Source organism: Thalassospira lucentensis (assembly GCF_050516545.1).
GTDB lineage: Bacteria > Pseudomonadota > Alphaproteobacteria > Rhodospirillales > Thalassospiraceae > Thalassospira > Thalassospira lucentensis_C.
In genome coordinates, this window is sequence record NZ_CP191544.1 from 1,058,252 (window position 1) to 1,080,760 (window position 22,509).

At 53.2% G+C, this 22,509-nt stretch carries 22 protein-coding genes; 11 read left to right on the top strand and 11 right to left on the bottom strand.

The annotated features are described in order from the left end of the window. The first annotated feature begins 98 nt into the window (after positions 1-98). On the top strand, positions 99-950 hold the full coding sequence (locus ACQ0MK_RS04840; protein ID WP_430475056.1) for a DUF4437 domain-containing protein: 852 nt from the start codon (positions 99-101) through the stop codon (positions 948-950). A gap of 96 nt (positions 951-1,046) precedes the next feature. Here ACQ0MK_RS04840 and ACQ0MK_RS04845 read toward each other — a convergent pair whose 3' ends face one another. After that, on the bottom strand, positions 1,047-2,237 hold the full coding sequence (locus ACQ0MK_RS04845; RefSeq protein ID WP_430475057.1) for an FAD-dependent oxidoreductase: 1,191 nt from the start codon (positions 2,235-2,237) through the stop codon (positions 1,047-1,049). Between the two features lie 263 nt (positions 2,238-2,500). On the opposite strand from ACQ0MK_RS04845, the gene ACQ0MK_RS04850 reads away from it, so the two are divergent. Next, the gene (locus tag ACQ0MK_RS04850; RefSeq protein ID WP_350041298.1) at positions 2,501-2,827 is read left to right on the top strand and encodes a DMT family transporter; all 327 of its coding nucleotides are present in this window, start codon (positions 2,501-2,503) and stop codon (positions 2,825-2,827) included. A gap of 5 nt (positions 2,828-2,832) precedes the next feature. Here the strand turns inward: ACQ0MK_RS04850 and ACQ0MK_RS04855 are convergent, their stop codons facing one another. Next, entirely contained in the window at positions 2,833-3,744 is a 912-nt protein-coding gene (locus ACQ0MK_RS04855) for an NAD-dependent epimerase/dehydratase family protein (RefSeq protein ID WP_430475058.1), read from the bottom strand. 27 nt (positions 3,745-3,771) lie between these two features. On the opposite strand from ACQ0MK_RS04855, the gene ACQ0MK_RS04860 reads away from it, so the two are divergent. Both ACQ0MK_RS04860 and ACQ0MK_RS04865 read left to right on the top strand, forming a co-directional pair. Next, positions 3,772-4,227 carry an ArsR/SmtB family transcription factor gene (locus ACQ0MK_RS04860; protein WP_430475059.1) on the top strand — a complete coding sequence of 152 codons (456 nt, stop codon included), beginning with the start codon at positions 3,772-3,774 and terminating at the stop codon, positions 4,225-4,227. Further along, positions 4,217-4,678 (top strand): SRPBCC domain-containing protein, encoded by a 462-nt coding sequence (locus tag ACQ0MK_RS04865; protein ID WP_430475060.1) that lies wholly within the window; start codon positions 4,217-4,219, stop codon positions 4,676-4,678. Before ACQ0MK_RS04860 ends, ACQ0MK_RS04865 begins: the two co-directional genes overlap by 11 nt. Positions 4,679-4,741: 63 nt before the next feature. Here ACQ0MK_RS04865 and ACQ0MK_RS04870 read toward each other — a convergent pair whose 3' ends face one another. Next, complete coding sequence (locus ACQ0MK_RS04870; RefSeq protein WP_430475061.1) at positions 4,742-5,209, bottom strand: RidA family protein; 468 nt, start codon at positions 5,207-5,209, stop codon at positions 4,742-4,744. Positions 5,210-5,474: 265 nt separating this feature from the next. Here ACQ0MK_RS04870 and ACQ0MK_RS04875 point away from each other — a divergent pair, with 265 nt between their 5' ends. After that, on the top strand, positions 5,475-6,374 hold the full coding sequence (locus tag ACQ0MK_RS04875; protein ID WP_430475062.1) for a DMT family transporter: 900 nt from the start codon (positions 5,475-5,477) through the stop codon (positions 6,372-6,374). An 81-nt stretch (positions 6,375-6,455) separates the two neighbouring features. After that, entirely contained in the window at positions 6,456-7,076 is a 621-nt protein-coding gene (locus ACQ0MK_RS04880) for a TetR/AcrR family transcriptional regulator (RefSeq protein ID WP_430475063.1), read from the top strand. Between the two features lie 24 nt (positions 7,077-7,100). On the opposite strand, the gene ACQ0MK_RS04885 is transcribed toward ACQ0MK_RS04880, so the two are convergent. Continuing rightward, complete coding sequence (locus ACQ0MK_RS04885; RefSeq protein WP_430475064.1) at positions 7,101-7,523, bottom strand: secondary thiamine-phosphate synthase enzyme YjbQ; 423 nt, start codon at positions 7,521-7,523, stop codon at positions 7,101-7,103. Between the two features lie 263 nt (positions 7,524-7,786). Here ACQ0MK_RS04885 and ACQ0MK_RS04890 point away from each other — a divergent pair, with 263 nt between their 5' ends. The 4 genes from ACQ0MK_RS04890 to ACQ0MK_RS04905 all read left to right on the top strand — a co-directional run bounded on the left by ACQ0MK_RS04890 (position 7,787) and on the right by ACQ0MK_RS04905 (position 11,289). Beyond that, a complete protein-coding gene (locus ACQ0MK_RS04890) occupies positions 7,787-8,107 on the top strand; it encodes a hypothetical protein (RefSeq protein WP_430475065.1) in 321 nt (106 codons plus the stop codon). Positions 8,108-8,235: 128 nt separating this feature from the next. After that, the gene (locus tag ACQ0MK_RS04895) at positions 8,236-8,805 is read left to right on the top strand and encodes a cupredoxin domain-containing protein (protein WP_430475066.1); all 570 of its coding nucleotides are present in this window, start codon (positions 8,236-8,238) and stop codon (positions 8,803-8,805) included. A 75-nt stretch (positions 8,806-8,880) separates the two neighbouring features. Beyond that, on the top strand, positions 8,881-10,560 hold the full coding sequence (locus tag ACQ0MK_RS04900; protein WP_430475067.1) for a copper resistance system multicopper oxidase: 1,680 nt from the start codon (positions 8,881-8,883) through the stop codon (positions 10,558-10,560). Between the two features lie 6 nt (positions 10,561-10,566). Then, positions 10,567-11,289: a copper resistance protein B gene (locus ACQ0MK_RS04905; protein ID WP_430475068.1), complete on the top strand. Its 723-nt coding sequence runs from the start codon at positions 10,567-10,569 to the stop codon at positions 11,287-11,289. Between the two features lie 65 nt (positions 11,290-11,354). Here ACQ0MK_RS04905 and ACQ0MK_RS04910 read toward each other — a convergent pair whose 3' ends face one another. From ACQ0MK_RS04910 to ACQ0MK_RS04940, 7 genes are all read right to left on the bottom strand, one after another. Beyond that, on the bottom strand, positions 11,355-12,176 hold the full coding sequence (locus ACQ0MK_RS04910) for a DODA-type extradiol aromatic ring-opening family dioxygenase (protein WP_430475069.1): 822 nt from the start codon (positions 12,174-12,176) through the stop codon (positions 11,355-11,357). Positions 12,177-12,320: 144 nt separating this feature from the next. Continuing rightward, positions 12,321-12,533 carry a DUF3185 family protein gene (locus tag ACQ0MK_RS04915; RefSeq protein WP_430475070.1) on the bottom strand — a complete coding sequence of 71 codons (213 nt, stop codon included), beginning with the start codon at positions 12,531-12,533 and terminating at the stop codon, positions 12,321-12,323. Between the two features lie 205 nt (positions 12,534-12,738). Continuing rightward, complete coding sequence (locus ACQ0MK_RS04920) at positions 12,739-14,598, bottom strand: autotransporter outer membrane beta-barrel domain-containing protein (protein ID WP_430475071.1); 1,860 nt, start codon at positions 14,596-14,598, stop codon at positions 12,739-12,741. 195 nt (positions 14,599-14,793) lie between these two features. After that, complete coding sequence (locus ACQ0MK_RS04925; RefSeq protein ID WP_430475072.1) at positions 14,794-15,375, bottom strand: isochorismatase family protein; 582 nt, start codon at positions 15,373-15,375, stop codon at positions 14,794-14,796. A gap of 96 nt (positions 15,376-15,471) precedes the next feature. Next, positions 15,472-19,185, bottom strand: coding sequence for a vitamin B12-dependent ribonucleotide reductase (locus tag ACQ0MK_RS04930; protein ID WP_430475073.1), 3,714 nt, complete (start codon positions 19,183-19,185; stop codon positions 15,472-15,474). A gap of 841 nt (positions 19,186-20,026) precedes the next feature. Beyond that, positions 20,027-21,406, bottom strand: a complete 1,380-nt coding sequence (locus ACQ0MK_RS04935) for a sensor histidine kinase (RefSeq protein ID WP_430475074.1) — start codon at positions 21,404-21,406, stop codon at positions 20,027-20,029. A gap of 4 nt (positions 21,407-21,410) precedes the next feature. Further along, a complete protein-coding gene (locus ACQ0MK_RS04940) occupies positions 21,411-22,067 on the bottom strand; it encodes a response regulator transcription factor (RefSeq protein WP_430475075.1) in 657 nt (218 codons plus the stop codon). Between the two features lie 161 nt (positions 22,068-22,228). Between ACQ0MK_RS04940 and ACQ0MK_RS04945 the strand changes: the two genes are divergently transcribed. Then, on the top strand, positions 22,229-22,507 hold the full coding sequence (locus ACQ0MK_RS04945; RefSeq protein ID WP_430475076.1) for a PepSY domain-containing protein: 279 nt from the start codon (positions 22,229-22,231) through the stop codon (positions 22,505-22,507). The last annotated feature ends 2 nt before the right edge of the window (positions 22,508-22,509 follow it).

Below are 22,509 nucleotides of genomic sequence, written 5' to 3' on the forward strand. Positions count from 1 at the left end.
TTTTGTTTTTCATCCGATTATTTTATAAAAATGGATTGTGTATAGCTTGTCCTCAACAGGCGCAGGAGCCTGAGTGATGACAAGCAAAGGGTTTCCCCATGAGTATACGTGCATTTATTTTCGCCGCCATGATGACTGGCGTATCCGCAGCTGCTCCGGTTCATGCAGAACCGGCCAGTGATGTTGTTTTACGGTCTGATGTTGTGTTTGAGCCGCTTAATCCCGCGCGCGGTGACGCCAGCCCCAAAGCCGGGGTTCTGTGGGGCGACATGCGCAAGGATGTTCCGACCGGTGCCATTATCGAATTTGCCGATGGTTTTTCATCCCCGCCGCATATCCACAACATTACCTATCGTGCGGTCGTGATCGAAGGGGCTGTTCATAATGATGATCCCACGGCCGAAAGCATGTGGATGGGACCGGGGTCATTCTGGACCCAGCCGGCGGGCGAGGCGCATATTACCGCAGCCCGCGATGGCGGCAGTGCGACGGCATTTCTTGAAATTCTGGAAGGGCCGTATCTTGTTCAACCGTCCGAAGAGCAGTTCGATAATGGCGAACACCCGATCAATCTTGATGCGGGCAACATTGTCTGGCTGGCGGCATCAGACGTGACCTGGATCGATCACCCCGATACCGATGACGCGTCAGGTGCCCAGATGGCATTTCTTTGGGGGCAGCTCAGAACGGGCGAGATGAACGGAACCTTCCTTAAACTGCCTGCGGGATTTGACGGCGAATTGATCAGCAACGATTCCCAATTGCGTGCTGTGCTTGTTTCCGGGGCTGCGACCTATGAACTTGCTGATACGGGCGATGCCAAAGCGCTGACACCGGGCAGCTATTTCGGATCAAAGGAAAAAGTCCGCCATCACCTTAAAGCCGATGCCAATCAGGACAGTGTTTTCTATGTGCGCACCGAAGGAAAATACGAACTGCGCGCCAACTAAAAACGCATTCGATCCGTGACCGTATCAAGCATGCCGCACCGTGAAAGGTGCGGCATGTTTTTTTTCGGGGGTATGGCGTTTGTCGGTGAAGGGGGCTTATTTGCCAATCCCGACCTTGATGGCGAATTTGCGCAACGGGCCGATGCGGTTGATTGCCGAGAGGCCGGCATAGCGCAGATCGCGGAGTGGTTTTGGCTCCAACATCGACGCCCGGTTCAAAAGATCAATGCCGCCGACACGGGCCAGTGTTTTGGGCAGTTGGCGGCGTTCATAGGATTTCAAAAGCGGGGTCGCGCCGATATCCTGCCCGTGCAATCTGGCCTTGGCCATGAGGTCGGCCAGTGTTTCGATGTCATGCAGGCTCATATTAAGCCCTTGTGCGCCAATCGGCGGGACGACATGGGCGGCCTCGGCAATCAGGGCGAGGCGGGCGGCAATCAACCGACTGGGAACTTGGGCGATCATGGGCCAAACCGCACGCGGGCTGGCGACAGTCAGCGGGCCAAACAGGTTCATGGTGTCTTTAGTGATCTCGGACGAGAGTGCCTCATCACTCATGGCGTTAAGTTCATCAGCGCGTGCAGCCAGCGACATCCAGACCACGGACGAGCAGGGCTTGCCACCCAGGTCCGGCATCGGAACAAGGGTCAGCGGCCCGCCGGTGCGATGAATTTCGGTCGAGATATTATTGTGCGGTTTGTCATGGGTGACGACAAAAACCATGGCACTTTGGTCATAGGCCCAGCGTTTATGTTTGATCCCGGCCATGTCGCGCAAAGACGAGTTGCGGCCATCGGCGGCAATCACGACTTTTGCCCGGATGGTTTCATCATCAGACAGGGCTACGTCGGCAAAACGCGCAGTGTTTTTAAAGCCGGTCACAGTCGTGGAAAATCGGAAATCGACATTTTCAAGCTGGCCAAGCTTTGCCATCAGGGCAACGCGGGCGGCCTTGTTCGAGACATTCCAGCCAAAGAAACCCTGTTTGGTTTCGGCCCCGTCAAAGTCGGCGGTTTCGCGCGGGGTTCTGGTTTCGCCACCTGCATCGACAATCCGCATGACGCGCAGTTCCGCACCCGTGGGTTTGATCGCATCCCATACACCGGCCTTGGTCAAGGTTGCGATCCCCGGCTCCAAAAAGGCGGTGGTGCGTAAATCGGTGCCTTCGCCAATGTCGGCCGGGGCAGGGTCAACAATCACGATCTGATGGCCGTCGGCGGCAAATCGTGCCGCGGCACTCATTCCGGCGATCCCGCCGCCTGCAATCAGAATATCTGTTTCGATCATGATCGTGTTTTCCTGTCTTTGGCCTGTCTTCACGCATAAATACCGGCCAATTACCGCGCATTTGTGTCGGGCAATGTGCCCGTTTGATCGGTTATACGCAATCATTTTGGGGTTTGGTTTGATCCAAATCGTCGCCTTGGTGCGATCAGGGCGGCTATGCGGCGCCAAGGGATTGCGTCATCGGGCGGGATCGGCCATTTTGGTTGGGTGCACGCCCCGCTGCACCGGCCATATCGGCTGCCTGCCACCATAGGAAATTTGTCATGCTTGCCTGGTTTTATCTGTTCATTGCGATCAGCCTTGAGGTTATCGGGACTGTTTCGCTTAAATTCTCCAACGGATTTACCGACTGGCGGTTTTCGGTTCTGACCCTTGTTGTCTATGGGTTGAGTTTCTGGGTTTTGTCGCTAACACTGCGCGTTATTCCGATTGGCACAGCCTATGCGGTCTGGGCCGGGCTGGGTACGGCGGCCATCGCGATCATTGGCCTGGTGTTTTTCAAAGAACCCATGACCGCGATGAAGGGCATTTTCCTGTTGATGATTATTGGTGGCGTGGTCGGGCTTAAGGTGGTGGGTGGTAAAAGTTAACACCGTTAGTTTTGGTGTGCTTTGATCGTTCGGATCGCGTCTTCGATATCGCGATGTTTGGGGTTCCAGCCCAGTTCATGCTGTGCCTTGGTACTGCTGAAATGTTGGCTATGGGCCAAGCCACGGGCCCAGTCGCCCAGACGTGCCATCGCGGTTTCGGGTGTGATGGTTTCAACCCGCGTGTTTCCCGATCCGAAATGTCTGGCGATCAGGTCTGCCGCCTTGCGGTTTGAAAGATCATGGATGGTTGATCCGATATAGCTTGAACCGGGTTTGGCCTTCTCAAGCGCCAGCCGGTAAAGATCGGCCAGATCGTTAGCATGGACCAAGGGTTGATAGATGTTATCCCCGCCAATCACGGTAACGCGGTTTTCCGTTTTTATGGTGTCGATATCCCGGTCAAAATGCCCGGTTCGGCCCTGCTCGCCACTGGCATAAACGCAGGCCGGATGAAGGATGATGCCGTCGATTTTTTCATCCGAAAGAACGCGGTTGATACCGGACTCTCCCCATTGAAATTCCGGTAACGGGGCAAAGGCGGTGGTTTCATCCATCATCGGGTCTGATGGCGAGGATTCTGGATAAAGCCAGATGCCGCCGGTATAGATCAGGCGCACCGGACGCGCTTGGCGATGCAGAGCCGGGATCAAATGATCGAGCAGGGCGGCATCAATTTCGGCCATTTGATCGGAAAAATCACTGGCAGCGTGAATAACCGCATCGATTTCGGGTAAATCCGCGCACCAGATTTCAGGGTGGGTAATATCGCCCATGACCGGTGTTGCCCCGGCGGTGATCAGGTTGTTTTTGCTGTTCTCGGACCGGGCAAGGGCGAAAACCTTATGATCATGGGCAATCAGGTTTCTAAGTACCGCCGATCCGATCAGGCCGGTGCCGCCGGTGATGAAGACACGCATCATAGCTCTCCTTTTGGATGTGATGCGGTGCTTATCGAACCTCAACCGCGATTGAGGTCAAGAATATTTTGGAGAGATTTCACCGGGGAAAAAAGTTTGCCAAAAGGAGAACTGTTTATTATGGTTTTCCAAATGGAAAACTATCAAACATCACTTGATGCGGCTTTTCACGCCCTTGCCGACCCGACGCGCCGGGCGGTGTTGAGCCGACTGACGAGAGGACCGGCATCGGTCAAAGAGCTGGCGGAACCCTTTGATATGGGGTTGCCGTCTTTCATGAAGCATCTGCGTGTTCTTGAAAGTGATGGCTTGATTCATTCGGAAAAGGTCGGGCGTGTACGCACTTGCCGGATCAATGCTGAAAAACTGGCAGCAGCCGAAGCCTGGCTTTCCGAACAGAGGAAACTCTGGCAGGCGCAAACCGATCGCCTTGCCAGTTATGTGGAAGTTGAAATGATTGGGAGATCTGAAGATGGCAATTAATCAGTCGGAACTAACGGTCGAACGTTTCATCAAGGCATCGCCATCTACAGTTTGGAAAGCATGGAGTACGCCCGAGCATCTTGAGAAGTGGTGGATACCGGCCCCGATAGAATGCAAGGTGATGAAGCTAGACCTGCGCGCCGGAGGCGGGTTTGAGACACGGATGCGCCAAAGTGGTGAAGATTTTCAGCCCCATGTCGAAGGCTGTTTTCTTGAGGTGGTTCCCGATAAGCGTCTTGTCTGGACGACGGTACTACAAGAGGGGTGGCAACCGACCGAGCCGTGGTTGGCGCTGACCGCGATCATAACCTTCACACAGGAGGGTAACGGTACGTTGTACCGGGCGCATGTATTGCATCGAAATACGGAAGACTCCCTGAAGCATCAGGAGATGGGATTCTTCGAAGGGTGGGGCACCGTGATTGAACAGTTGGCAAAAACTGTCGAGTAACAAGCGTTCAACAAAAAAGCCGGGCGACTGCCCGGCTAATTTTGGTGATGTTGTTGATCAGGCTTAGTCGGCGAATTCGAAAATGCCATCAATTTCGACCGCGACACCGAGTGGTAGAGACGCAACACCAACAGCGGAGCGGGCATGTTTGCCGACATCGCCAAAGATTTCAACCATGGTGTCGGACGCGCCATTGACGACTTTTGGTTGATCGGTGAAGTCCGGGGCGGAGTTCACGAATGCGTTCAGTTTGACAACACGGGTGACTTTATCAAGATCACCAATCGCGGATTTAAGCTGTGCAATCAGGTTCAGCGCACAGAGGCGGGCGGCTTTTTGGCCTTCTTCAACCTGATAGTCTTTTCCGAGCTTGCCGACAAATTTCAGTTCGCCATTTTCCATGGTGATCTGACCCGAAATGTGGACAAGGTTGTTTGACACAACATAGGGCACGTAATTGGCAACCGGTGCGGTGGCCTGGGGCAGGGTGATGCCAAGTTTGGCAAGCTGTGCGTCAATTTTACCAGCCATGATGATCGATCCTTTTTACTGCGGTGGCGTGTAATTTGCCAAACTTAACGCCCTTGGGTTCTGAACAAAACAGTTTCTTCTCTTGTGCGACGCAGCATTATTGGAATGTTGTTGATTGCTTGAAGCTGTTTCAGCAACAGTTGAGGAAAATGAAATTGCCTTCAAGACCAAAGCACCGCACTACTATAAGGATAAGATTCATGCGCAATATCAAAGGTAAGGCGTGTTTTTGAGTTTAATATCAAATGTTTGAAAGTCGCAGATTATGTCGTTTCGCAATCAGGTCGGAAATTTGCACGGTGCGTGGCTTACCTTTATCGGGGTGCTTGTCATTTGCCCGGATGCTTTGTTGATCCGCCTGATTGAAGTGGACGATATGACGGCGTCATTCTGGCGGATCGGGTTTTTGGCGGTTGCGACCTTTGTGATGGCCTTGATAAAGGGGCACTATAAGGGACAAGGGTTTGTTGCCTCGGTTATGCCGGGACGCCCTGAAATTCCGGCGGGTTTGTTTTTTTGCGGCACGGCGATTTTCTTTATCCTGTCGATCCGCAACACCGATGCGGCAAACACATTGGTCATCATTGCCGCGACCCCGTTGATTGCCGGTGTGATCGGGGTGTTGGTGTTTAAGCGCAACCAACCGATGCGGACCTGGGTGGCGTCGGTTGTGGTGTTTGTCGCCCTTGCCTTGATTGTCGGGGCTGGTTTTGGCGGGGAAAACGCCCTTGGCGATGTTCTTGCGCTCGGTGCCGCGACCTGCATGGCCGGGTTCTTTAACGTCATTGGCGCACGGCCGCAGATCAATGAAGTCAAGGCCATGCTGTTTGGGTCCTGTTTGGGGGCACTGATCCTGCTGCCGACGGCGGAACCGTTTAGTGTGACCGGCATGGACTGGGTGTGGCTTTTAATATTGGGATTCTGGGTGCTGCCGGTATCGTTTTTGTTTATTTCGGCAGGCGCACGGAAAATTCCCGCCGCCGAGGTCGGGTTGATCATGCTGAATGAAGCGATCCTTGGATCGTTTCTGGTATGGCTGGTGATTGACGAAACACCGGGCCAGATGACCCTTGTGTGCGGCACAATCGTCATTGTGACATTGGTGTTCCACAGTCTTCTGGGCATTCGTGAAAGCCGCCGGATGCGCGCAGCTGCACCACTTTAAGTTCAGGGTAATTGACAGATTGTTTTTTGCAGTTTAGGTGAGTGTACTCATTGAGTTAACTCATATAGCCGGAGAAGCCCCATGAATATCCGGGCGACCAAACGCGAAGAGACCCGTCAAAAGATCTTGGAAGCCGCGCGGAACTGTTTTGCGAGTGGTGATTTTGACAGTGCATCCACCCGCGAAATAGCCAAGCGGGCCGGTGTGGCCGAAGGCACGATTTTCAATCATTTTCCGACCAAGGAAGAACTGGTGATTTGCTGCATCGGGGCGCAAATGGCCGAGGCGATTGAAATCGGTCTTTATACCATGGATCCGGAATGGTGCTTTGTGGACAGGTTGATGCATGTTGCATCTTATCGCTTTGCCCAGATTGGTCTTAATCCCGGTATGTGGCAGGTGATCATGCAACAAGTGGTCTTTACCGCACGCAAAGGGGCGGTCAATGACATCATGCAAAGCAGTGGCTTGATCAAGGCGTTTCAGGGTTTGATCGAAGAAGCGCAATTGTCTGGTGAATTAAACGCCAATTTGTCGCCTGAACTGATCCGAAAAAGCCTGATGGCGCTTTTCCTGTTTACCATCCACGAACATATGAGCCGCCAGAATTTCGACTGCGAAGATATGTGCGCAACATTGCGTGAATTGGTTGAAGCGCAGGTTATGGGGCTTTGGGCGTCAAAGCCAGAATTGGCGGCCTAGCCGTTCTTTAGGCCCACGCTTTTACTATTCCCCGATCAGATGCAGGGTAACTTTGCGCCGGTGCGGTGCATGGCGATGTTCAAACAGATAAATGCCCTGCCATGTGCCGAGCATTGCCCGGCCATCGCCAACCGGAATGGTCAAAGACACATCGGTCAGGGCGGATTTGATGTGGGCGGGCATATCGTCCGGTCCTTCGCAGGTGTGACGATAGAGACTGGGGTTTTCCTGTACGAGTTGTGCAAAGAAGGTTTCGAGATCAAGCCGCACATCCGGATCGGCATTTTCCTGAATGGTCAGGCTGGCCGATGTATGGCGGACAAAGACGGAAAGTTGACCACAAGACAGGCCGGTTTGGGCAATCCATGACTGAACCGGATCGGTAATTTCAAACAGACCCTGACCGCTGGTGGTGATTTCAAGTGTGGTCTGGTCTTGGCGTAGCATGGCGAGCTGTTCCTTTACCGTCCGAGTTACCGTGCCCGTTATCGTAAGAGCGTAGTGAAAGTATGGCAAGATTGCCGAACTTGTTAAGCTTGGATCGAAATTTCATTCAGAAGCAATCTGATCTCAGGTAGGTTTTTAGCGATTGAGCGAAGGCTGGGAGCCGGACCTAGGGGGCTATGTTGGTTGTCTTGCCACAATATTGCCACTTGACGATTTTGGCAGCGCTATATACTGATCGCAAAGCAACATCATAGGAAAATGTCTTGCGGTTTGTTTCTTGCCTTCTTTCACTGATCATCGTCCTGACAGTTATGCTGTCGGGGATTGAGGGTGTGCAGGCAGATGTTGCGAATTCCGCTTCTGGGCATCATGGCATGATTTCAGACATGCCAGTGTCATCCCATCATGAACAGAATGCTGCGCACCCCGATATGTGTGGTATGGCCGTTTGCGGCCCATTCGTTCAGGAACTTGATGGTATCTGGATGGCTGTTCCGGTTGTTCACAATGTGAAATACTGGACAGAAGTCCGTCGGGCATCTTCTGCAGAGATTGACGTTCGGGTTAAACCTCCGCGTATCTGAGAAAATTCACCTTTCTAATTGCCGCCCTTTCGCGTTTTCCCCCTGTTTTTGCAGGAAAATCATACGCCATAGCGCCCGAATTGTGCGTTGTGAGGGCATTCTTGTGAATATTTCTCAGGAGCATTTACATGCCCAACTTCAAAACATCTTCTATTCGTATTCTTGCTGCTTCTACCTTTGTGTTCGGATCATTGATGGCTGTTCAGGCGCCGGCTTTCGCGGGTGCAGGTCACAGCGATGCCCATGGTAGCGAGGCGGCTTTTGATATCGGTGCGCCGGGCAATATATCTGATGTTCGCCGGACCATTCGCATAACGATGGAAGATAACTTTTACGACCCGGAAAAAATCATCGTCCGTGGCGGTGAAACGGTTCGTTTTCTGGTCGAAAACAAAGGCGAGTTTGTTCACGAATTCAATATTGGCACAGCGGCCATGCATGCCGGTCATCAGGAAGAAATGATGATGATGGTTGAGCATGGTGTGCTTGATGTTGATAAAATCCATATGGACAAGATGGAAATGGACATGGGGAACGGCATGACGATGAAGCATGACGATCCCAACAGTGTTTTGCTTGAGCCGGGAAAAACGGCTGAGGTGATCTGGACATTCCCCAAAGCAGCGGAACTCGAATTCGCCTGCAATGTTCCGGGCCACTATGAAAGCGGCATGGTTGGCAAAGTCCGCTTGCAGTAATTCGTCCCCCTTGTTTTGTGCCAGAGGTAGCTAATTCTTATGCCTCTGGCGCATCTGATCTTCTGGAATTGAAAAATGAAAATCAAATTCGCTGGACGCGTCCTTTTGGGTGCGCTTGCCGCGATGATTGTGCCTTTCACAGTCAGTGCGGCGACATATGATCTTTCCGTAGATTATGTCACCATCAATACGGGTGACACGCAAACTAAAGGCATCGGATATAATGGTGTTTCGCCGGGCCCGACCTTGCGGTTCAAGGAAGGCGAAGAAGCCGTCATCAAGGTGACAAATAACCTTAAAGAGGCGACGTCAATTCATTGGCATGGTTTGATCCTTCCCTATCAGATGGATGGGGTTCCGGGGATCAGTTTTCCCGGAATTGAGCCGGGGGAAACCTTTACCTATCGTATTCCGGTCAAACAAAGCGGGACATACTGGTTCCACAGCCATTCCGGTTTTCAGGAACCAGACGGGGCTTATGGTTCGATCATTATCGAACCGGAAAAGCGTGAGCCGTTTAAATTCGACCGTGAATATGTCGTGGTGTTGAAAGACAAGCATCCGCATTCGGGCGCCCGTATTTTGCGGAACTTGAAAATGATGCCCGATTACTACAATCGCAATCAGCGGACCCTTGGCGATTTCATCAATGATGTTTCGGAAAACGGTCTTGGTGCGACGTTGTCTGAGCGCGGGGACTGGGGCAGCATGCGCATGATGCCAACCGACATCGAAGATGTTCAAGGGTTTGTTGGCCTGATCAATGGCAAGTCACCGGAACAGAATTGGACGGGGCTGTTTGAACCGGGTGAACGTGTTCGCCTGCGGTTCATTAATGCGTCGGCGATGACCTATTTCGATGTTCGCATACCGGGACTTGGCATGACAGTCGTGCAAGCAGATGGCAATAATGTGCAGCCTGTGAAGGTTGATGAATTTCGCATTTCGGTGGCAGAAACATATGACGTGATCGTTCAACCAAAAGACGCTAAGGCGTATGGCATCATGGCAGAGTCCATGGGGCGGTCAGGTTATGCCTTTGCCACGCTGGCACCCAAGGAAGGTATGCGTGCTGATATGCCCGAACGTCGCATGGAGTCTCCATTACTGACCATGGCGGATATGGGGATGAATCATGGCGACATGGCCGGTATGGATCATGGCGCTATGGGCGATAGCGATCTGGGCAATATGGCTGGCATGGATCATTCCAATATGAGCGGAATGGATCATTCCAATATGGGGGCTGCCAAGGCTGATCCGTTTTATGCGGCGGGCAGCGGGTTAACCCCGGGGGCTGCAAATGGTGGAAAGTTCCTGTCATATGGTGATCTGAAGGCGCAGAAACCATTATATCCCGAACGCCCGGCAACGCGTGAGATCGAGCTTCGATTGACCGGAAATATGGAGCGATACACATGGTCGATCAATGGCGTCAAATACGAAGATGCGGAGCCAATTCGCCTAAAATACGGGGAACGTGTCCGGTTCAAATTCGTCAATGAAACGATGATGTCCCACCCGATGCATCTTCATGGCATGTGGTCGATCCTTGATACCGGGCAGGGCAAATGGAACCCGGTCAAACATACGATCAATATTAACCCGGGAACCACCGTTTATTCCGAAACCGAAGTCGATGAACCGGGGCAATGGGCGTTCCATTGTCATTTAAGCTACCACATGGCGTCGGGAATGTTCCGCAAGGTCATTGTTGAAGGTGGCCCCACGGTTTCTCTTGAGAACGGGAGCTGATTGATCATGAAAATCGTTAAATTGGTCGCATTTGGTGGCAGTGTTATTGCCACATTTCTTTCGTTCTCATTGGGGGCAAAGGCGGATAATCACATTTTCTATGGCATTCAGATGGAGCAGTTTGAATACCGTTCCGGAGACGAAAGCGAGAAGCTGTTTGTCTGGGATGGGGATGCCTTTATTGGCACCGATGAATTGAAACTGCGCTGGCAAGGTGAGGGAGAGCGCGATCTGAGTGCCGACTTTTATGAGAGTCTTGAAAACCGGGTCGTGCTTCAAACACCGATCTCTGATTTCTTTGATGCCAAGGCTGGCGTGCGTTTGGATAGCCCCGAAGGTACAGATCGTTGGTACGGGACCGTCGGGGTGATGGGGCTTGTGCCGCAGTGGTTTGAAGTCGATGCCGATCTGTTTGTCAGCGAAACCGGCGATGGAAGTGCGCGACTTGATATCGAATATGAAGGCCTGATCACCAATCGTCTGATCTTGACGCCATCTGTCGAGATTAATGCGGCGTTCTCCGAAGATCGGGAGCTTGAAGTCGGCAAGGGATTGTTTGCCATCGAGCTTGGATTGCGGCTGAGCTACGATCTGATTGATCGTAGTGTGTCACCCTATATCGGTGTTGCCTATGAAAGGAAACTGGGTGATACCGCCGATTTTTCCAGAAATGACGGTGAGGACTACGAGGCAACCTTTGTGGTGGCCGGTGTGCGCCTGATGTTTTAATCGAATGACCGGGAGGGAAACCTCCCGGTTTGACTTTCTATCGGCGGCGACCAACGCGTATATATTCAGGCCGCAGTTTTAATCGCGCCCTGATCGTAAAACCGCACAGCCGTCATGGCAAGGTTGCCAAATTCATAGCTGTTATGGATCAGATCAGGCGTGAAACCGTCTGATGCCGCGCCAAGGGCGACGTAAAACGGCATCAAATGATCGTCTTCGGGATGGGCCATGGCGGCATGCGGGGCGAGGCTGCGATAGTTCAGCAATGCGTCGATGTCGTGGGCTTTGACTTTTTCAAGCATCCAGTCGGTGAATTCCGTGGCCCAAGGATCAATTGGCCCTTCGTTGCGATCAAGCACACGCAAGTTATGGGTCATCGCACCACTGGCAATGACAAGAACGCCCAAATCGCGCAAACCGCGCAGCTTTTTACCCAATTCATAATGATCTTTGGGGCTGCCATGGCCGAGCATGGAAAGCTGAAAAACCGGAATGTCGGCATTCGGGCGGGCGAGAACCATCGGCATCCAGGCCCCGTGATCAAGGCCGCGCGCGTCATCGGTGGCAATATCGATCTGATCGGCAATTTGCCCGGCCAGATCGGGATCACCCACGACGTCATATCGCAGATCATAAAGCGGCTGTGGGAAGCCAAAGAAATCATGGATGGTTTCTTGCTGTTCTGCGGTCGAGATGGTCGGGGCATCGGTCTGCCAATGAGCAGACACGATCAAGATGGCGCGGACACCGTCGGTATGGCGGCCCAGTTCACCGACAAAGAAATCAAAGGCAGGTGTGTTTTGACGCGCAACCAGCATCGGAGAGCCGTGCGAGATAAACATCGGAGCCAGATTTGCGGATGGGGATTTTGCGGTTGCGTCGGTCATGTCGGGCACCTTGATCAGGGACAGTATCGATCCTGACTATGAGCGTAATGGCGGGCGATGACCAGATGCGGTTCGTAAACAGTCTGTTGCCATTGCCTGCGAAAGAGGCGGGATTTCGCGGCAATGGCGACAGACCGGGGATGTCTAGCGGGCTTTGGCGCCAAACATCATCAGGATAAAGCCACCGATCGCAGCAGCACCACCGGCAATCAGATACCAAATCGTCTGATCGGTATAGCTGCCAACGAGGGTTTCGGAAATCTGGTCGGCCGCACTGTCGGATGCGTTGAGACCAGTGATCAAAAGGCCAATGCCGATGATACAAATGACGATGCCTGCAATACGACTTATGGGCATTGATGGGCTCCTGTTCCGTTCATTCAGATTTGCGCATGTCCCGGGTTTCGAGACATGTACTACAGAGGTCCAAACGCGCCTTGCGAGAAGTTGTTCCCATCTTGCCACCCTTTGATCGGTTCGGGCATGAGCACATAAAAGCCCCCGGCCACTGGCCAGGGGCTTTATCGGGTGAGCTACGTGCAGCAGATTTAGGAAACCGAAATCAGAACGGCAAGGACATGGTTATTTCAACTGCACTGGCATTGCTTTCATCATCATCATTGGCAACCGACATCATGTGGCTGAGGGCCAGTTCGCTGGTTAGTTGGCCGATATCAAAGCCAAATCCGGTCCGCATGCGCTGATTGCCATATTCATTCAGGTTGCTGGCAAAGAACGGGGTGATGATTCCCATCTGGCGTCCGTCCTGATCGGTCAGGGCGAAGCCATAGGTGATGGTGCCGCCGATGGTGTATTCGCGATAGTCAGATCGCCCGGCAAGATAGCTGCCTTCCAGGGCGGCATTCAGTCCGGTGATCGCATCGGACAGGCGCACACCGCCGCCGAGATTAAACGCGGTTTTGTCTTTGTTGATTTCATCGGTGAAATCATAGACCAGACCGGTTTCAAGGAAGGGCGAGATCAAAAGGCTTTGGGTCGGGGTGAAATCATAGGCGGCCTCGATCGCCGGTTTGATCTGACGGGTGTTGGAGTGGGTGGTCGCATTGGTTGTGCCGTCACTTTCGCTGTAGCCATCGACGGTTTTGCGAGCCGCCAAAAAGGCCAGAGACGGGGTCAGTGAGGCCGCCGCCAGGGATTCGATCGGATTGGTCCGATAGGACGTGGTCAGGGCAGCATACCACATGTCTGATTCCGTGGAGCCCGATACTGCATCGTTATCGCGTGTGACATCAAGGTCGCCCATACCGTATCCGGCTTCGCCAGAGATGGTCAGGTTTGCAATCGGGCGATAAATCACATAAGGCGATGCGACCCAACCGGTTTCCTGATAGCTGCCATCATTAAACGATGTGGTCAGGTCGGTATCGGTGTAACCAAGTACTATGCCGGCAATCAGCGCATCGGCAAAGCGGTAATCCAGCCCGACATTATAGCCCCAGACATCACCGTCATAGCGGCTGTCATTGGTGCCATTGACATAATCATTCTCGACCGAGGTAAAGGAGCCATGGCCCCACACCGTAAACGGGCTTGTAGTGGCAAAGGCAGATCGGCCATCAACACCGGCGGCACCACCAACATCGCCTTGGTCGGTCGGGCCAAGGCCAAGCATATCCATGCCAAGGCCGGTGGAGCTGTCAAAGCTGCCCATCATTGCCATGCGGCGCAGTGCATCATCGCGGTCGGTGATGCTGTTGCTGTTGAGGTTATCATCATCGGCGGTGCTGTCGGTCAGGCTGGTGCGATTGGTGGCGGTTTCGCGTGATGAGGTGGCGAGGCCCAGCACATTGTCCGTACTGGAATTGGTGACAGTACGGATCACGGATGAGACGCGCGATGCGATATTTTGTTGAATGACTGTGGTCTGGGAGCGGGAGACGGCCGCGATCACAGCGGATGTGGTGCTGGCCGAAGATGTTGATGCCGCGACCGGTGCCGATCCGGCAACGCAGGATGCGGTCATGTTGTATCTCGCGGTCGAACCCGTGGCATCCAAGAAAAGCTTACCGCTTGTCGTATCTGCCGGGATCTGGATGGTGAGGGTGACAGTATCGCCGGTGGTGGTGCTGCCCGCTGTGGCGGAGCGTGAATTGGCGGCGTTGTTATTGTCCGTATAGGTGTAGGTATAGTTGTTTGGCGAGGCGCCGCTTATGTGTGTGAAGGTGACCTTGGTGACCTCCCGTGCGCTAAAAGCGTTGGTGATAACGATGCCGTCGGTGTTGTTAATTGTAGAGTTCCAGAAACCGCAACCTACGCTAACTGCCAAAGCACTGTCGGCAAAAGGCAGGGATAGCCCGGTCAGGGCCAGCGCATAGAGACCTTTTTTTAACAAAGACTTGCACGTGGTGACGGGAGAACGATCAGATCGCTCCTGTTTGAAGGTGCTAGTGTTCTTATGCATTGTTCGCCGTGCCCATATCCTTTTTGATCGGTGCCGACGGATCGGTCCCGTTGCAGGATCATTAAAGGCATTACGCGGCGAGGGTTATCCTTAAGAGGGGGATTGTGTCGATTCTTGACCAAAAGTGGATAATGATTGACCATAAGTGGATAGCCAAGGCTGTCAGGTGTGTGACTTGGTCAAGGAAAATGTCGTTCAGGACAGGGTGCTGATCACATCTTCACTGCGAGTCAGGGTGCAATATTCTGATGCCAGAACGGCGGCATAAAGATCAAACACGGTTTGGGCATCAAACCGTTTGCCGTGGGCATCCGTGACATCAATCGCGGTGGTGGCATCAAGTGGCAGATGGCATTCAAAGCCAAGGCAGTGGGCCGCACGGATGGATATATCCATCGAATTGTGAATGACAACGCCGGTAAAGATCAGGCGCGTAATGCCGCGGTCGCGCAGATGTTTTTCCAAATCAGTTCCGATAAAGGCGCAATTGACGGTTTTGGTGATGATGGTTTCACCATCCATCGGGATTGCTTCATCCTTGAACGGTTGGCCGGGGCCGCCCGCGTAAAAGGTTGAGGCGGGATTGGATTCTTCGTGGCGGACATGGATCACCGGTAGGTCGCGGGTGCGAAATTCGGCCAGAAGGCGCGCAATTGCATCGATATAGCCGGGATTATTTTTAGACTCCCATTTCGGGTCGTCGATGGCCTTTTGCACATCAAGGACGATAAGGGCGGTGTTGTTTTTGAAGTCGGGAACACGATCGGGCACGGCCATGATGCAGTCCTTTGTGATGTCCAAAAACAAAACCGGCCGGGAGAGTGTCCCGGCCGGTTTTCTGATCAGATCAGATTTGCGGAAGTGCCGGGGCCCTTACGAGCAGCCCGTCGTACCGCCACAAGAGTCACATTTCAGACAGGTGCCATTCCGGACCAGTGTGAAGTTGCCGCAATCAGGGCAACCATCACCCTCGTAACCCTTCATGCGGGCTTCGCGGATCTGGTCCATCTTTTGGTCGACCTTGGCCGAGACTTCTTCGCCGGCCGTCAGGATCGCAGTGGTCTGCGGTGCTGCCGGTGCGGCGGTTGTGGTTGCGGCACTTGCCGTTTCGGCAGTGTGGCTGTGGCCATGACCGTCAGTGCCTGTCGATTTGACTTCGACAACGCGTTCTTCGGTCTGGGCACCGCCATCGACAACATAAAGGTTGCGACGCACGAAGCCGCTTGATGCCACTTTGCGGATGGTTTCAATCGCCTGATCGCCGGTTTTCTTGGCAGCTTCGCCAAGATCGCCTTCGGCCACACCTTCGCCAACGGCATCGGGAAGGATGTCGGATGGCTGAACATGGGCGAGGTCATTCCGACCAAGATAGGAAATGGCAAGTTCGCGGAACATGTAATCAAGGATCGAGGTCGACATCTTGATCGCATCATTCCCGGAAACCATGCCCGATGGTTCAAAGCGGGTGAAGGTGAAGGCTTCGACATATTCTTCGAGCGGAACACCATATTGCAGGCCGATGGAAACGGCGATTGCAAAGTTGTTCATCAAGGAACGGAAAGCCGCACCTTCTTTATGCATGTCGATGAAGATTTCACCAAGCTTGCCGTCTTCATATTCGCCGGTACGCAGGTAAACCTTGTGACCGCCAACGGTGGCCTTCTGGGTGTAACCTTTGCGGCGGCCCGGAAGGGAACGACGGTCGCCACGGATGACACGTTCGATGATTTTTTCAACGATCTGCTGGGATGCCGCAGTTGCCTTGGCAGCATTTGGTTGATCAGCGTAATCGTCTTCTTCAACAAGGGCAGAGTTCAACGGCTGGCTGAGTTTCGAGCCATCACGATAGAGCGCATTTGCCTTCAGGCCGAGACGCCAGGACAGCATGTAAGCGTCTTTGCAATCCTGGATGTTGGCACTGCTTGGCATGTTGATGGTTTTCGAAATCGCACCCGAGATGAATGGCTGAGCTGCAGCCATCATGCGGATGTGGCTTTCAGCCGAGAGATAACGCTTGCCGGTACGACCGCATGGATTTGCACAATCAAAGACCGAAAGGTCTTCGTCACGCAGATGCGGGGAACCTTCAAGGGTCATCGCGCCGCAAACATAGGTGTTTGCCAGTTCGATCTGTTTTTTATCAAATCCAAGGGCGGCCAGCATGTCAAAGTCCATGCTGTTGATCTGTTTGGCATCAAGACCAAGCTGGTTGATGCAGTAGTCATCGCCAAAGGTGTATTTGTTAAAGACAAACTTGACGTCGAATGCGTTTTTAAGCGCACCTTCGACCTTGGCAATCGCGTCATCGTCAAAGCCCTTGGCTTTGAGATCATCATGGGTGATGGATGGCGAGCCTTTGAGCGTTCCGTGACCAACTGCGAATTTTTCAATGTCGCGGATCTGGTTTTCGGTATAGCCAAGGGTTGCCAACGCGACCGGAACGGTACGGTTGATGATTTTGAAATACCCGCCACCGGCAAGCTTTTTGAACTTCACCAGTGCGAAATCAGGTTCGATCCCGGTGGTGTCACAATCCATCACCAGACCAATGGTGCCGGTCGGGGCAATCACGGTGGTTTGTGCATTGCGATAGCCATGCTTTTCGCCAAGCTCGATCGCCTTGTCCCATGCTGCACGCGCAGCAACCGGAAGTTCGGCATAGGGGCTGTCAGCCGCAACGAGCGGAACCGGATTGATGGCAAGGCCTTCATATCCTTCCTGCTCGCCGTAAGCAGCGCGGCGATGGTTGCGCATGACACGCAGCATTTCGTTGGCGTTTTCGCCATAGCCCGGGAACGGACCCTGTTCGCCCGCCATTTCGGCCGAGGTCGCATAAGACACACCACACATGATCGCGGTCAGGGACGCGCCAATCGCACGGCCTTCGTCGCTGTCATATGAAATGCCCATGCTCATCAGCAGGCCGCCAATGTTGGCATAGCCAAGGCCAAGGGTACGGTAACGATAGGAAAGTTCGGCAATACGATCGGACGGGAACTGCGCCATCAGAACCGAGATTTCCAGAACAACCGTCCACAGACGGACAGCATGTTCATAGGCCGCAACATCGACACCGCCATCATCAGAACGGAAGTTCATCAGGTTAAGCGATGCAAGGTTACAGGCGGTATCATCAAGGAACATATATTCCGAGCACGGGTTGGACGCATTGATGCGACCCGAATTCGGGCAGGTGTGCCATTCGTTGATCGTGCTGTCATACTGGATGCCGGGATCAGCGCAGGCCCAGGCGGCTTCGCCAACTTTGTCCCACAGATCGCGTGCGGCAATGGTTTTGGCAACTTTGCCATCGGTACGACGGATCAGTTCCCAGTCACCGTTATCCAAAACAGCCTGAAGGAAACCGTTCGAGACACGAACAGAGTTGTTCGAGTTCTGACCCGAAACGGTCAGGTATGCTTCGGAATCCCAATCAGTGTCATAGGTTTTGAAGCTGATTTCGGTGAAGCCCTGACGGGCGAATTCAATGATTTTATTGATATAGGAATCCGGGATCATGACCGCACGGGCACCCAAGACAGCTTCTTTAAGCTGCGGGTTGGCACGCGGGAGGAAACGATCTTCTGAGTCAGCAGCGCCATCCCAGTTGGTGCAGGCCGCAAGAACCTGGGTCAGGTGCTTTTCAGCAAGTTTGGAACCGGCGACAAGGGCAGCAACTTTTTGCTCTTCGACAACTTTCCAATCAATGTATTCTTCGATATCGGGGTGATCGATATCGACAACAACCATTTTGGCAGCACGACGGGTGGTGCCACCCGATTTGATTGCGCCAGCAGCACGGTCACCAATTTTCAGGAAGCTCATCAGGCCGGAAGAACGACCGCCGCCCGACAGATTTTCACCGCCGCCACGTACGTTCGAGAAGTTCGAACCGGTACCGGAGCCGAATTTGAACAGACGGGCTTCACGGGTCCAGAGATCCATGATGCCGCCTTCATTGACGAGATCATCGGCAACAGACTGAATAAAGCAGGCATGCGGCTGCGGATGTTCATAAGCGCTTGCCGATTTGGTCAGTTCGCCGGTTTTGAAATCAACATAGGAGTGACCCTGTGCCGGGCCATCAATCCCGTATGCCCAATGCAGGCCGGTATTGAACCACTGCGGAGAGTTCGGTGCACCCATCTGGTGGGAAAGCTGATAGCGCATTTCATCAAAGAAAGCCTGCGCATCGGATTCGGCGTCAAAATATCCGCCTTTCCAGCCCCAATAGGTCCAGGTGCCTGCAAGACGGTCAAAGACCTGCGTTGCGCTGGTTTCGCTAATGTAGCGTTTTTCAGTCGGCATTTTTTCGAGCTTGGTCTTGTCAGCAGCCTGACGCCACAACCAGTTCGGAACGTCTTTTTCCTTAACCGGCTTCAGCGCAACCGGAACACCGGCCTTGCGGAAATATTTTTGCGCCAGAACGTCACTCGCCACCTGGGACCAGGAGGCGGGAACGTCAATGTCATTCATTTCAAAAACAACCGATCCATCGGGGTTTTTGATTACGCATGACGATTTGCGAAAGTCGATGTCTGCGTATGGGCTGACACCTTCCTGAGTGAACTTTCTGGTAATCCGCATGGTCTGCTCCGGTTATGATCAGACGTGAAGCCGTGCGGCGCTTTGCGCCTGCCTCGCCTGACTCTATATAGTTTGCTCTATGCACATACGCTGCCCCTATGGCCATTTTTTTGGCCTTTGCGAGATCAGCGCTAAATCCGTATTCGAGTGGTGTGGTCCCCCCTTGGAACCATCCGGTTCGTGGGAAGACTATAAGGGCAAAATTTTGCCACAGTCCACTAATCTTTGTGGTTGACAGTGATTTTTACCACCACATGTAGTGGGTCGGTTGCCGTCTTGCTGATTCGATGCTGCTGGGATTCTCGTTAACAATCTCTGAATCCGGCGCTGATGCCCGGAAAACTGCGGTTCTTGTCGCAGCGTGATTGTGTGTCGGTCCTAAGACTCGGACTACATGTTGTGTAAGGACGGGGTGTCCTTCACTAAGCAAATACAAGCTAACGCCGTTTGCGTTCCATTTCCAGTGCGAAGCTAAAAACTTATTGATTTGCCTTGATTGTTAGCATGCGGATATCGATTAACAGTTTGATATTTATGTTAAAATTCTGTTTCTGTTATGGGTCGAAATCAACGTGATCCAGGCCTTCGGTCCAACAGCAGACATACCGCATATTGTGGATAACAGGGTGGACAAAGGCCCCAGACATATATGGATCAATGAGTCGTCGCCCCACCAGCAGTTGTGGGTCGTTTGACGACCGAAAATGCGGGCCGGAGGTGTGAAAGCCGTTATTGGAAGAGGAAAGTCGTTTTTATGGCGGGCCTGTCGTCAATAATCCTTGGCATTGAATAGGTGGGTAGATAATGAGGCGGTGGCCTGAAGCGTCAGTAATATCGTTTCTTAGCCTAGGTTAAGGATCGCGACAAACCCATCAGGTTTTCCCGGGCGCGGGGACATCAGTTCAAGTGTGCCACCGGCCTGTGAAATAATGGTTGTTGCGATCGATAATCCCAGTCCGGTGCTTTCCGGGTGGCTGCCGTGACGTTCGAAACGGTTGGCCAGTCGGCCAAGGAGTTCAGGGGGGATGACCGGACAGGCGTTTTCGACGCTGATGGTGGCGGGACCTGTGGCGTGGACCTGTACCGGTTCGGCGTTGGTGCCGTGCAGCAGGGCATTTTCAAGCAGGTTGCGCAGGCAAATCCCGAACGCATCAGGGTCAACTGCGGCGATCAGGGGAACGTCATCGTATGTTGCGACCAGCTTGTTGGTGAAACGGTTGCTGCGTTCGATATCCTCAATCATCATCTCGACAATTGGAGAGAGTTGATGGGGGTGGGGGCTTCGCCCAATGCCGGCCTCTGCCCGCGACCATTGCAGCAGTTTTTCAGACAGCCGACGCAACCGGTCGAGCGACATTTCGACTTTTTGGGTGCGTTCGCGAACAGGGCTGTTGTCGCCGACTTCGAGTTGCAATTGTTGAAGCTGGGCAAGGGCACTGGCGATGGGGGTGCGCAATTCATGCGCACTGTTGGCGGCAAAGCTGCGTTCGGCATTCAAGGCGGCGCGCAAGCGGACCAGCAACATGTTGATGGCATTGACCATGCCTGACAATTCGCGAGGCGTTTCATCAAGTTCAACCGGATCAAGATTTCCGCCGCCCCGCAGGCCGATTTCATCGCGTAAATGACGCACGGGAACGAGTCCTGACCGGACACTGAGCCAGATTGCAACCACAATGGCGGGCACCAGAACAATGAGCGGCAAAAGAACCGCAAGCGAACTTTCAAGAGCTGCTTCGTGTCGATGGGCCATAGGTTCAGCTACTTGTAGGAAGAGGCTGCTGCTGACGCTGGATTCTGTATAATAGCGGTAATTGCTGTCTTCCCAGAAACCTGCTTGCAGGGGGGCATCAAAGGGGGTGTCTGTCGTGTCGTGTGATCTGAGCAGGACGTTCCCCGTGCCATCCCGCAATTGATAAATCAGATATTCACCGGAAATCCGGCTTTCATCCAGTTTGTTACTGGTTTTACCGCCCTCGGACGACGTGAAAGCAGGCATACGGGCTGGACGGTCTTGCCCAGAACGGTTCATATGAAATTGTACGGCAAGCGGCAAGGTGCGCCGGGCGGTTTCCTGTAGCCCGCTGTCGAAGGCCTCGCCCAGTTCGTCATGAATCACAAAGGCGGCCAGCACAGATCCGACCAGCCAGAGCGTAAAGACACATAATGTCACGCGACGGACAATCCGCCCGGTCAGGCTGTTGCTGAAAAAGGCCGACATGGTGTTATCCCTCAAGCCTGTAGCCAACACCGCGCAATGTGCGGATCAGGGTGGTACCGATCTTTTTGCGCAGGCGACTGATATAAACTTCGACAGTGTTGCTTTCGATTTCGGCACCGAATTCATACAGGGCTTCTTCAAGCTGATGTTTCGATAATATCGCACCGGGACGGCGGGAAAACTGATCAAGCAGCGCCCATTCGCGTGCCGTGAGATCAACCATGTTCCCGGCAACAAAGACCTGTCGTTTTGCCAGATCAATTTCAACATCTGCGATGCAGAGCAATGGATTTGGATTGCCTGCATAGCGCCGCGAGACCGATGACAGCCGTGCGGCCAGTTCACCAAGATCAAACGGTTTGACCAGATAGTCATCCGCCCCGGCATTCAATCCTTCGATCCGGTCGGTAATCTGATCTTGTGCAGTCAGGATAATGCAAGGGGTTACGTTGCCTTGTTTGCGCAAGCTGCGTAGAAAATCGACCCCGTAACCATCGGGAAGATTGAGATCAAGCAACATGACGTCGTAGGGCGTGTTGATAACGGCCCCCTGTGCGTCATGGATGTTTTCCACCCAGTCCGTGGCATGACCCTGGCTGCTCAGGTTATCGCACAGGGCATTGCCGAGAACTTTTTCATCTTCGATCAGAAGCAGTCGCATCGGGTGTCTTTCCTGGGCGGTTGATGGTCAAATCCAAACAGACTAGCACGGTCTCCTGACATCAGGCTGAATGCATGATGGGGCAATGTTCAGCTTGCTGTCAGCAAGAAACGGCATTTTCCGTCGGGTTGAGTTTTTCATATCCGAACGGGGGTTACATCATGAAAAAGAATACCGCGATTGCATTCGTTACCGGGTTGCTTGTTGTTTCTGGTGCCGTGCCAGCATTGGCGGGTGACGATATGTGCAATGTGCCGATGGATCAGTGGCAGCCGCGCGAGAACCTGCAAGCCAAACTTGAAGCTGAGGGCTGGCAGGTCAAAAAGGTCACGACGGATGACGGTTGTTATGAAGTCTATGCCATTACGAAAGATGGCGAGCATGTTGAGGCCTATTTCAATCCAGAAAGCCTTGAGGCGGTTACGCCGACGGAGGATTGATC

What these genes read in the sequence shown, in the direction of transcription:
- ACQ0MK_RS04915 (WP_430475070.1), bottom strand. Translation starts at nt 12,533, where the DNA reads ATGCCCATAAGTCGTATTGCAGGCATCGTCATTTGTATCATCGGCATT.
- ACQ0MK_RS04840 (WP_430475056.1), top strand. Translation starts at nt 99, where the DNA reads ATGAGTATACGTGCATTTATTTTCGCCGCCATGATGACTGGCGTATCC.
- ACQ0MK_RS04875 (WP_430475062.1), top strand. Translation starts at nt 5,475, where the DNA reads ATGTCGTTTCGCAATCAGGTCGGAAATTTGCACGGTGCGTGGCTTACC.
- ACQ0MK_RS04845 (WP_430475057.1), bottom strand. Translation starts at nt 2,237, where the DNA reads ATGATCGAAACAGATATTCTGATTGCAGGCGGCGGGATCGCCGGAATG.
- ACQ0MK_RS04865 (WP_430475060.1), top strand. Translation starts at nt 4,217, where the DNA reads ATGGCAATTAATCAGTCGGAACTAACGGTCGAACGTTTCATCAAGGCA.
- ACQ0MK_RS04935 (WP_430475074.1), bottom strand. Translation starts at nt 21,406, where the DNA reads ATGTCGGCCTTTTTCAGCAACAGCCTGACCGGGCGGATTGTCCGTCGC.
- ACQ0MK_RS04895 (WP_430475066.1), top strand. Translation starts at nt 8,236, where the DNA reads ATGCCCAACTTCAAAACATCTTCTATTCGTATTCTTGCTGCTTCTACC.
- ACQ0MK_RS04910 (WP_430475069.1), bottom strand. Translation starts at nt 12,176, where the DNA reads ATGACCGACGCAACCGCAAAATCCCCATCCGCAAATCTGGCTCCGATG.
- ACQ0MK_RS04940 (WP_430475075.1), bottom strand. Translation starts at nt 22,067, where the DNA reads ATGCGACTGCTTCTGATCGAAGATGAAAAAGTTCTCGGCAATGCCCTG.
- ACQ0MK_RS04850 (WP_350041298.1), top strand. Translation starts at nt 2,501, where the DNA reads ATGCTTGCCTGGTTTTATCTGTTCATTGCGATCAGCCTTGAGGTTATC.
- ACQ0MK_RS04885 (WP_430475064.1), bottom strand. Translation starts at nt 7,523, where the DNA reads ATGCTACGCCAAGACCAGACCACACTTGAAATCACCACCAGCGGTCAG.
- ACQ0MK_RS04930 (WP_430475073.1), bottom strand. Translation starts at nt 19,185, where the DNA reads ATGCGGATTACCAGAAAGTTCACTCAGGAAGGTGTCAGCCCATACGCA.
- ACQ0MK_RS04880 (WP_430475063.1), top strand. Translation starts at nt 6,456, where the DNA reads ATGAATATCCGGGCGACCAAACGCGAAGAGACCCGTCAAAAGATCTTG.
- ACQ0MK_RS04870 (WP_430475061.1), bottom strand. Translation starts at nt 5,209, where the DNA reads ATGGCTGGTAAAATTGACGCACAGCTTGCCAAACTTGGCATCACCCTG.
- ACQ0MK_RS04925 (WP_430475072.1), bottom strand. Translation starts at nt 15,375, where the DNA reads ATGGCCGTGCCCGATCGTGTTCCCGACTTCAAAAACAACACCGCCCTT.
- ACQ0MK_RS04920 (WP_430475071.1), bottom strand. Translation starts at nt 14,598, where the DNA reads ATGCATAAGAACACTAGCACCTTCAAACAGGAGCGATCTGATCGTTCT.
- ACQ0MK_RS04855 (WP_430475058.1), bottom strand. Translation starts at nt 3,744, where the DNA reads ATGCGTGTCTTCATCACCGGCGGCACCGGCCTGATCGGATCGGCGGTA.
- ACQ0MK_RS04945 (WP_430475076.1), top strand. Translation starts at nt 22,229, where the DNA reads ATGAAAAAGAATACCGCGATTGCATTCGTTACCGGGTTGCTTGTTGTT.
- ACQ0MK_RS04905 (WP_430475068.1), top strand. Translation starts at nt 10,567, where the DNA reads ATGAAAATCGTTAAATTGGTCGCATTTGGTGGCAGTGTTATTGCCACA.
- ACQ0MK_RS04900 (WP_430475067.1), top strand. Translation starts at nt 8,881, where the DNA reads ATGAAAATCAAATTCGCTGGACGCGTCCTTTTGGGTGCGCTTGCCGCG.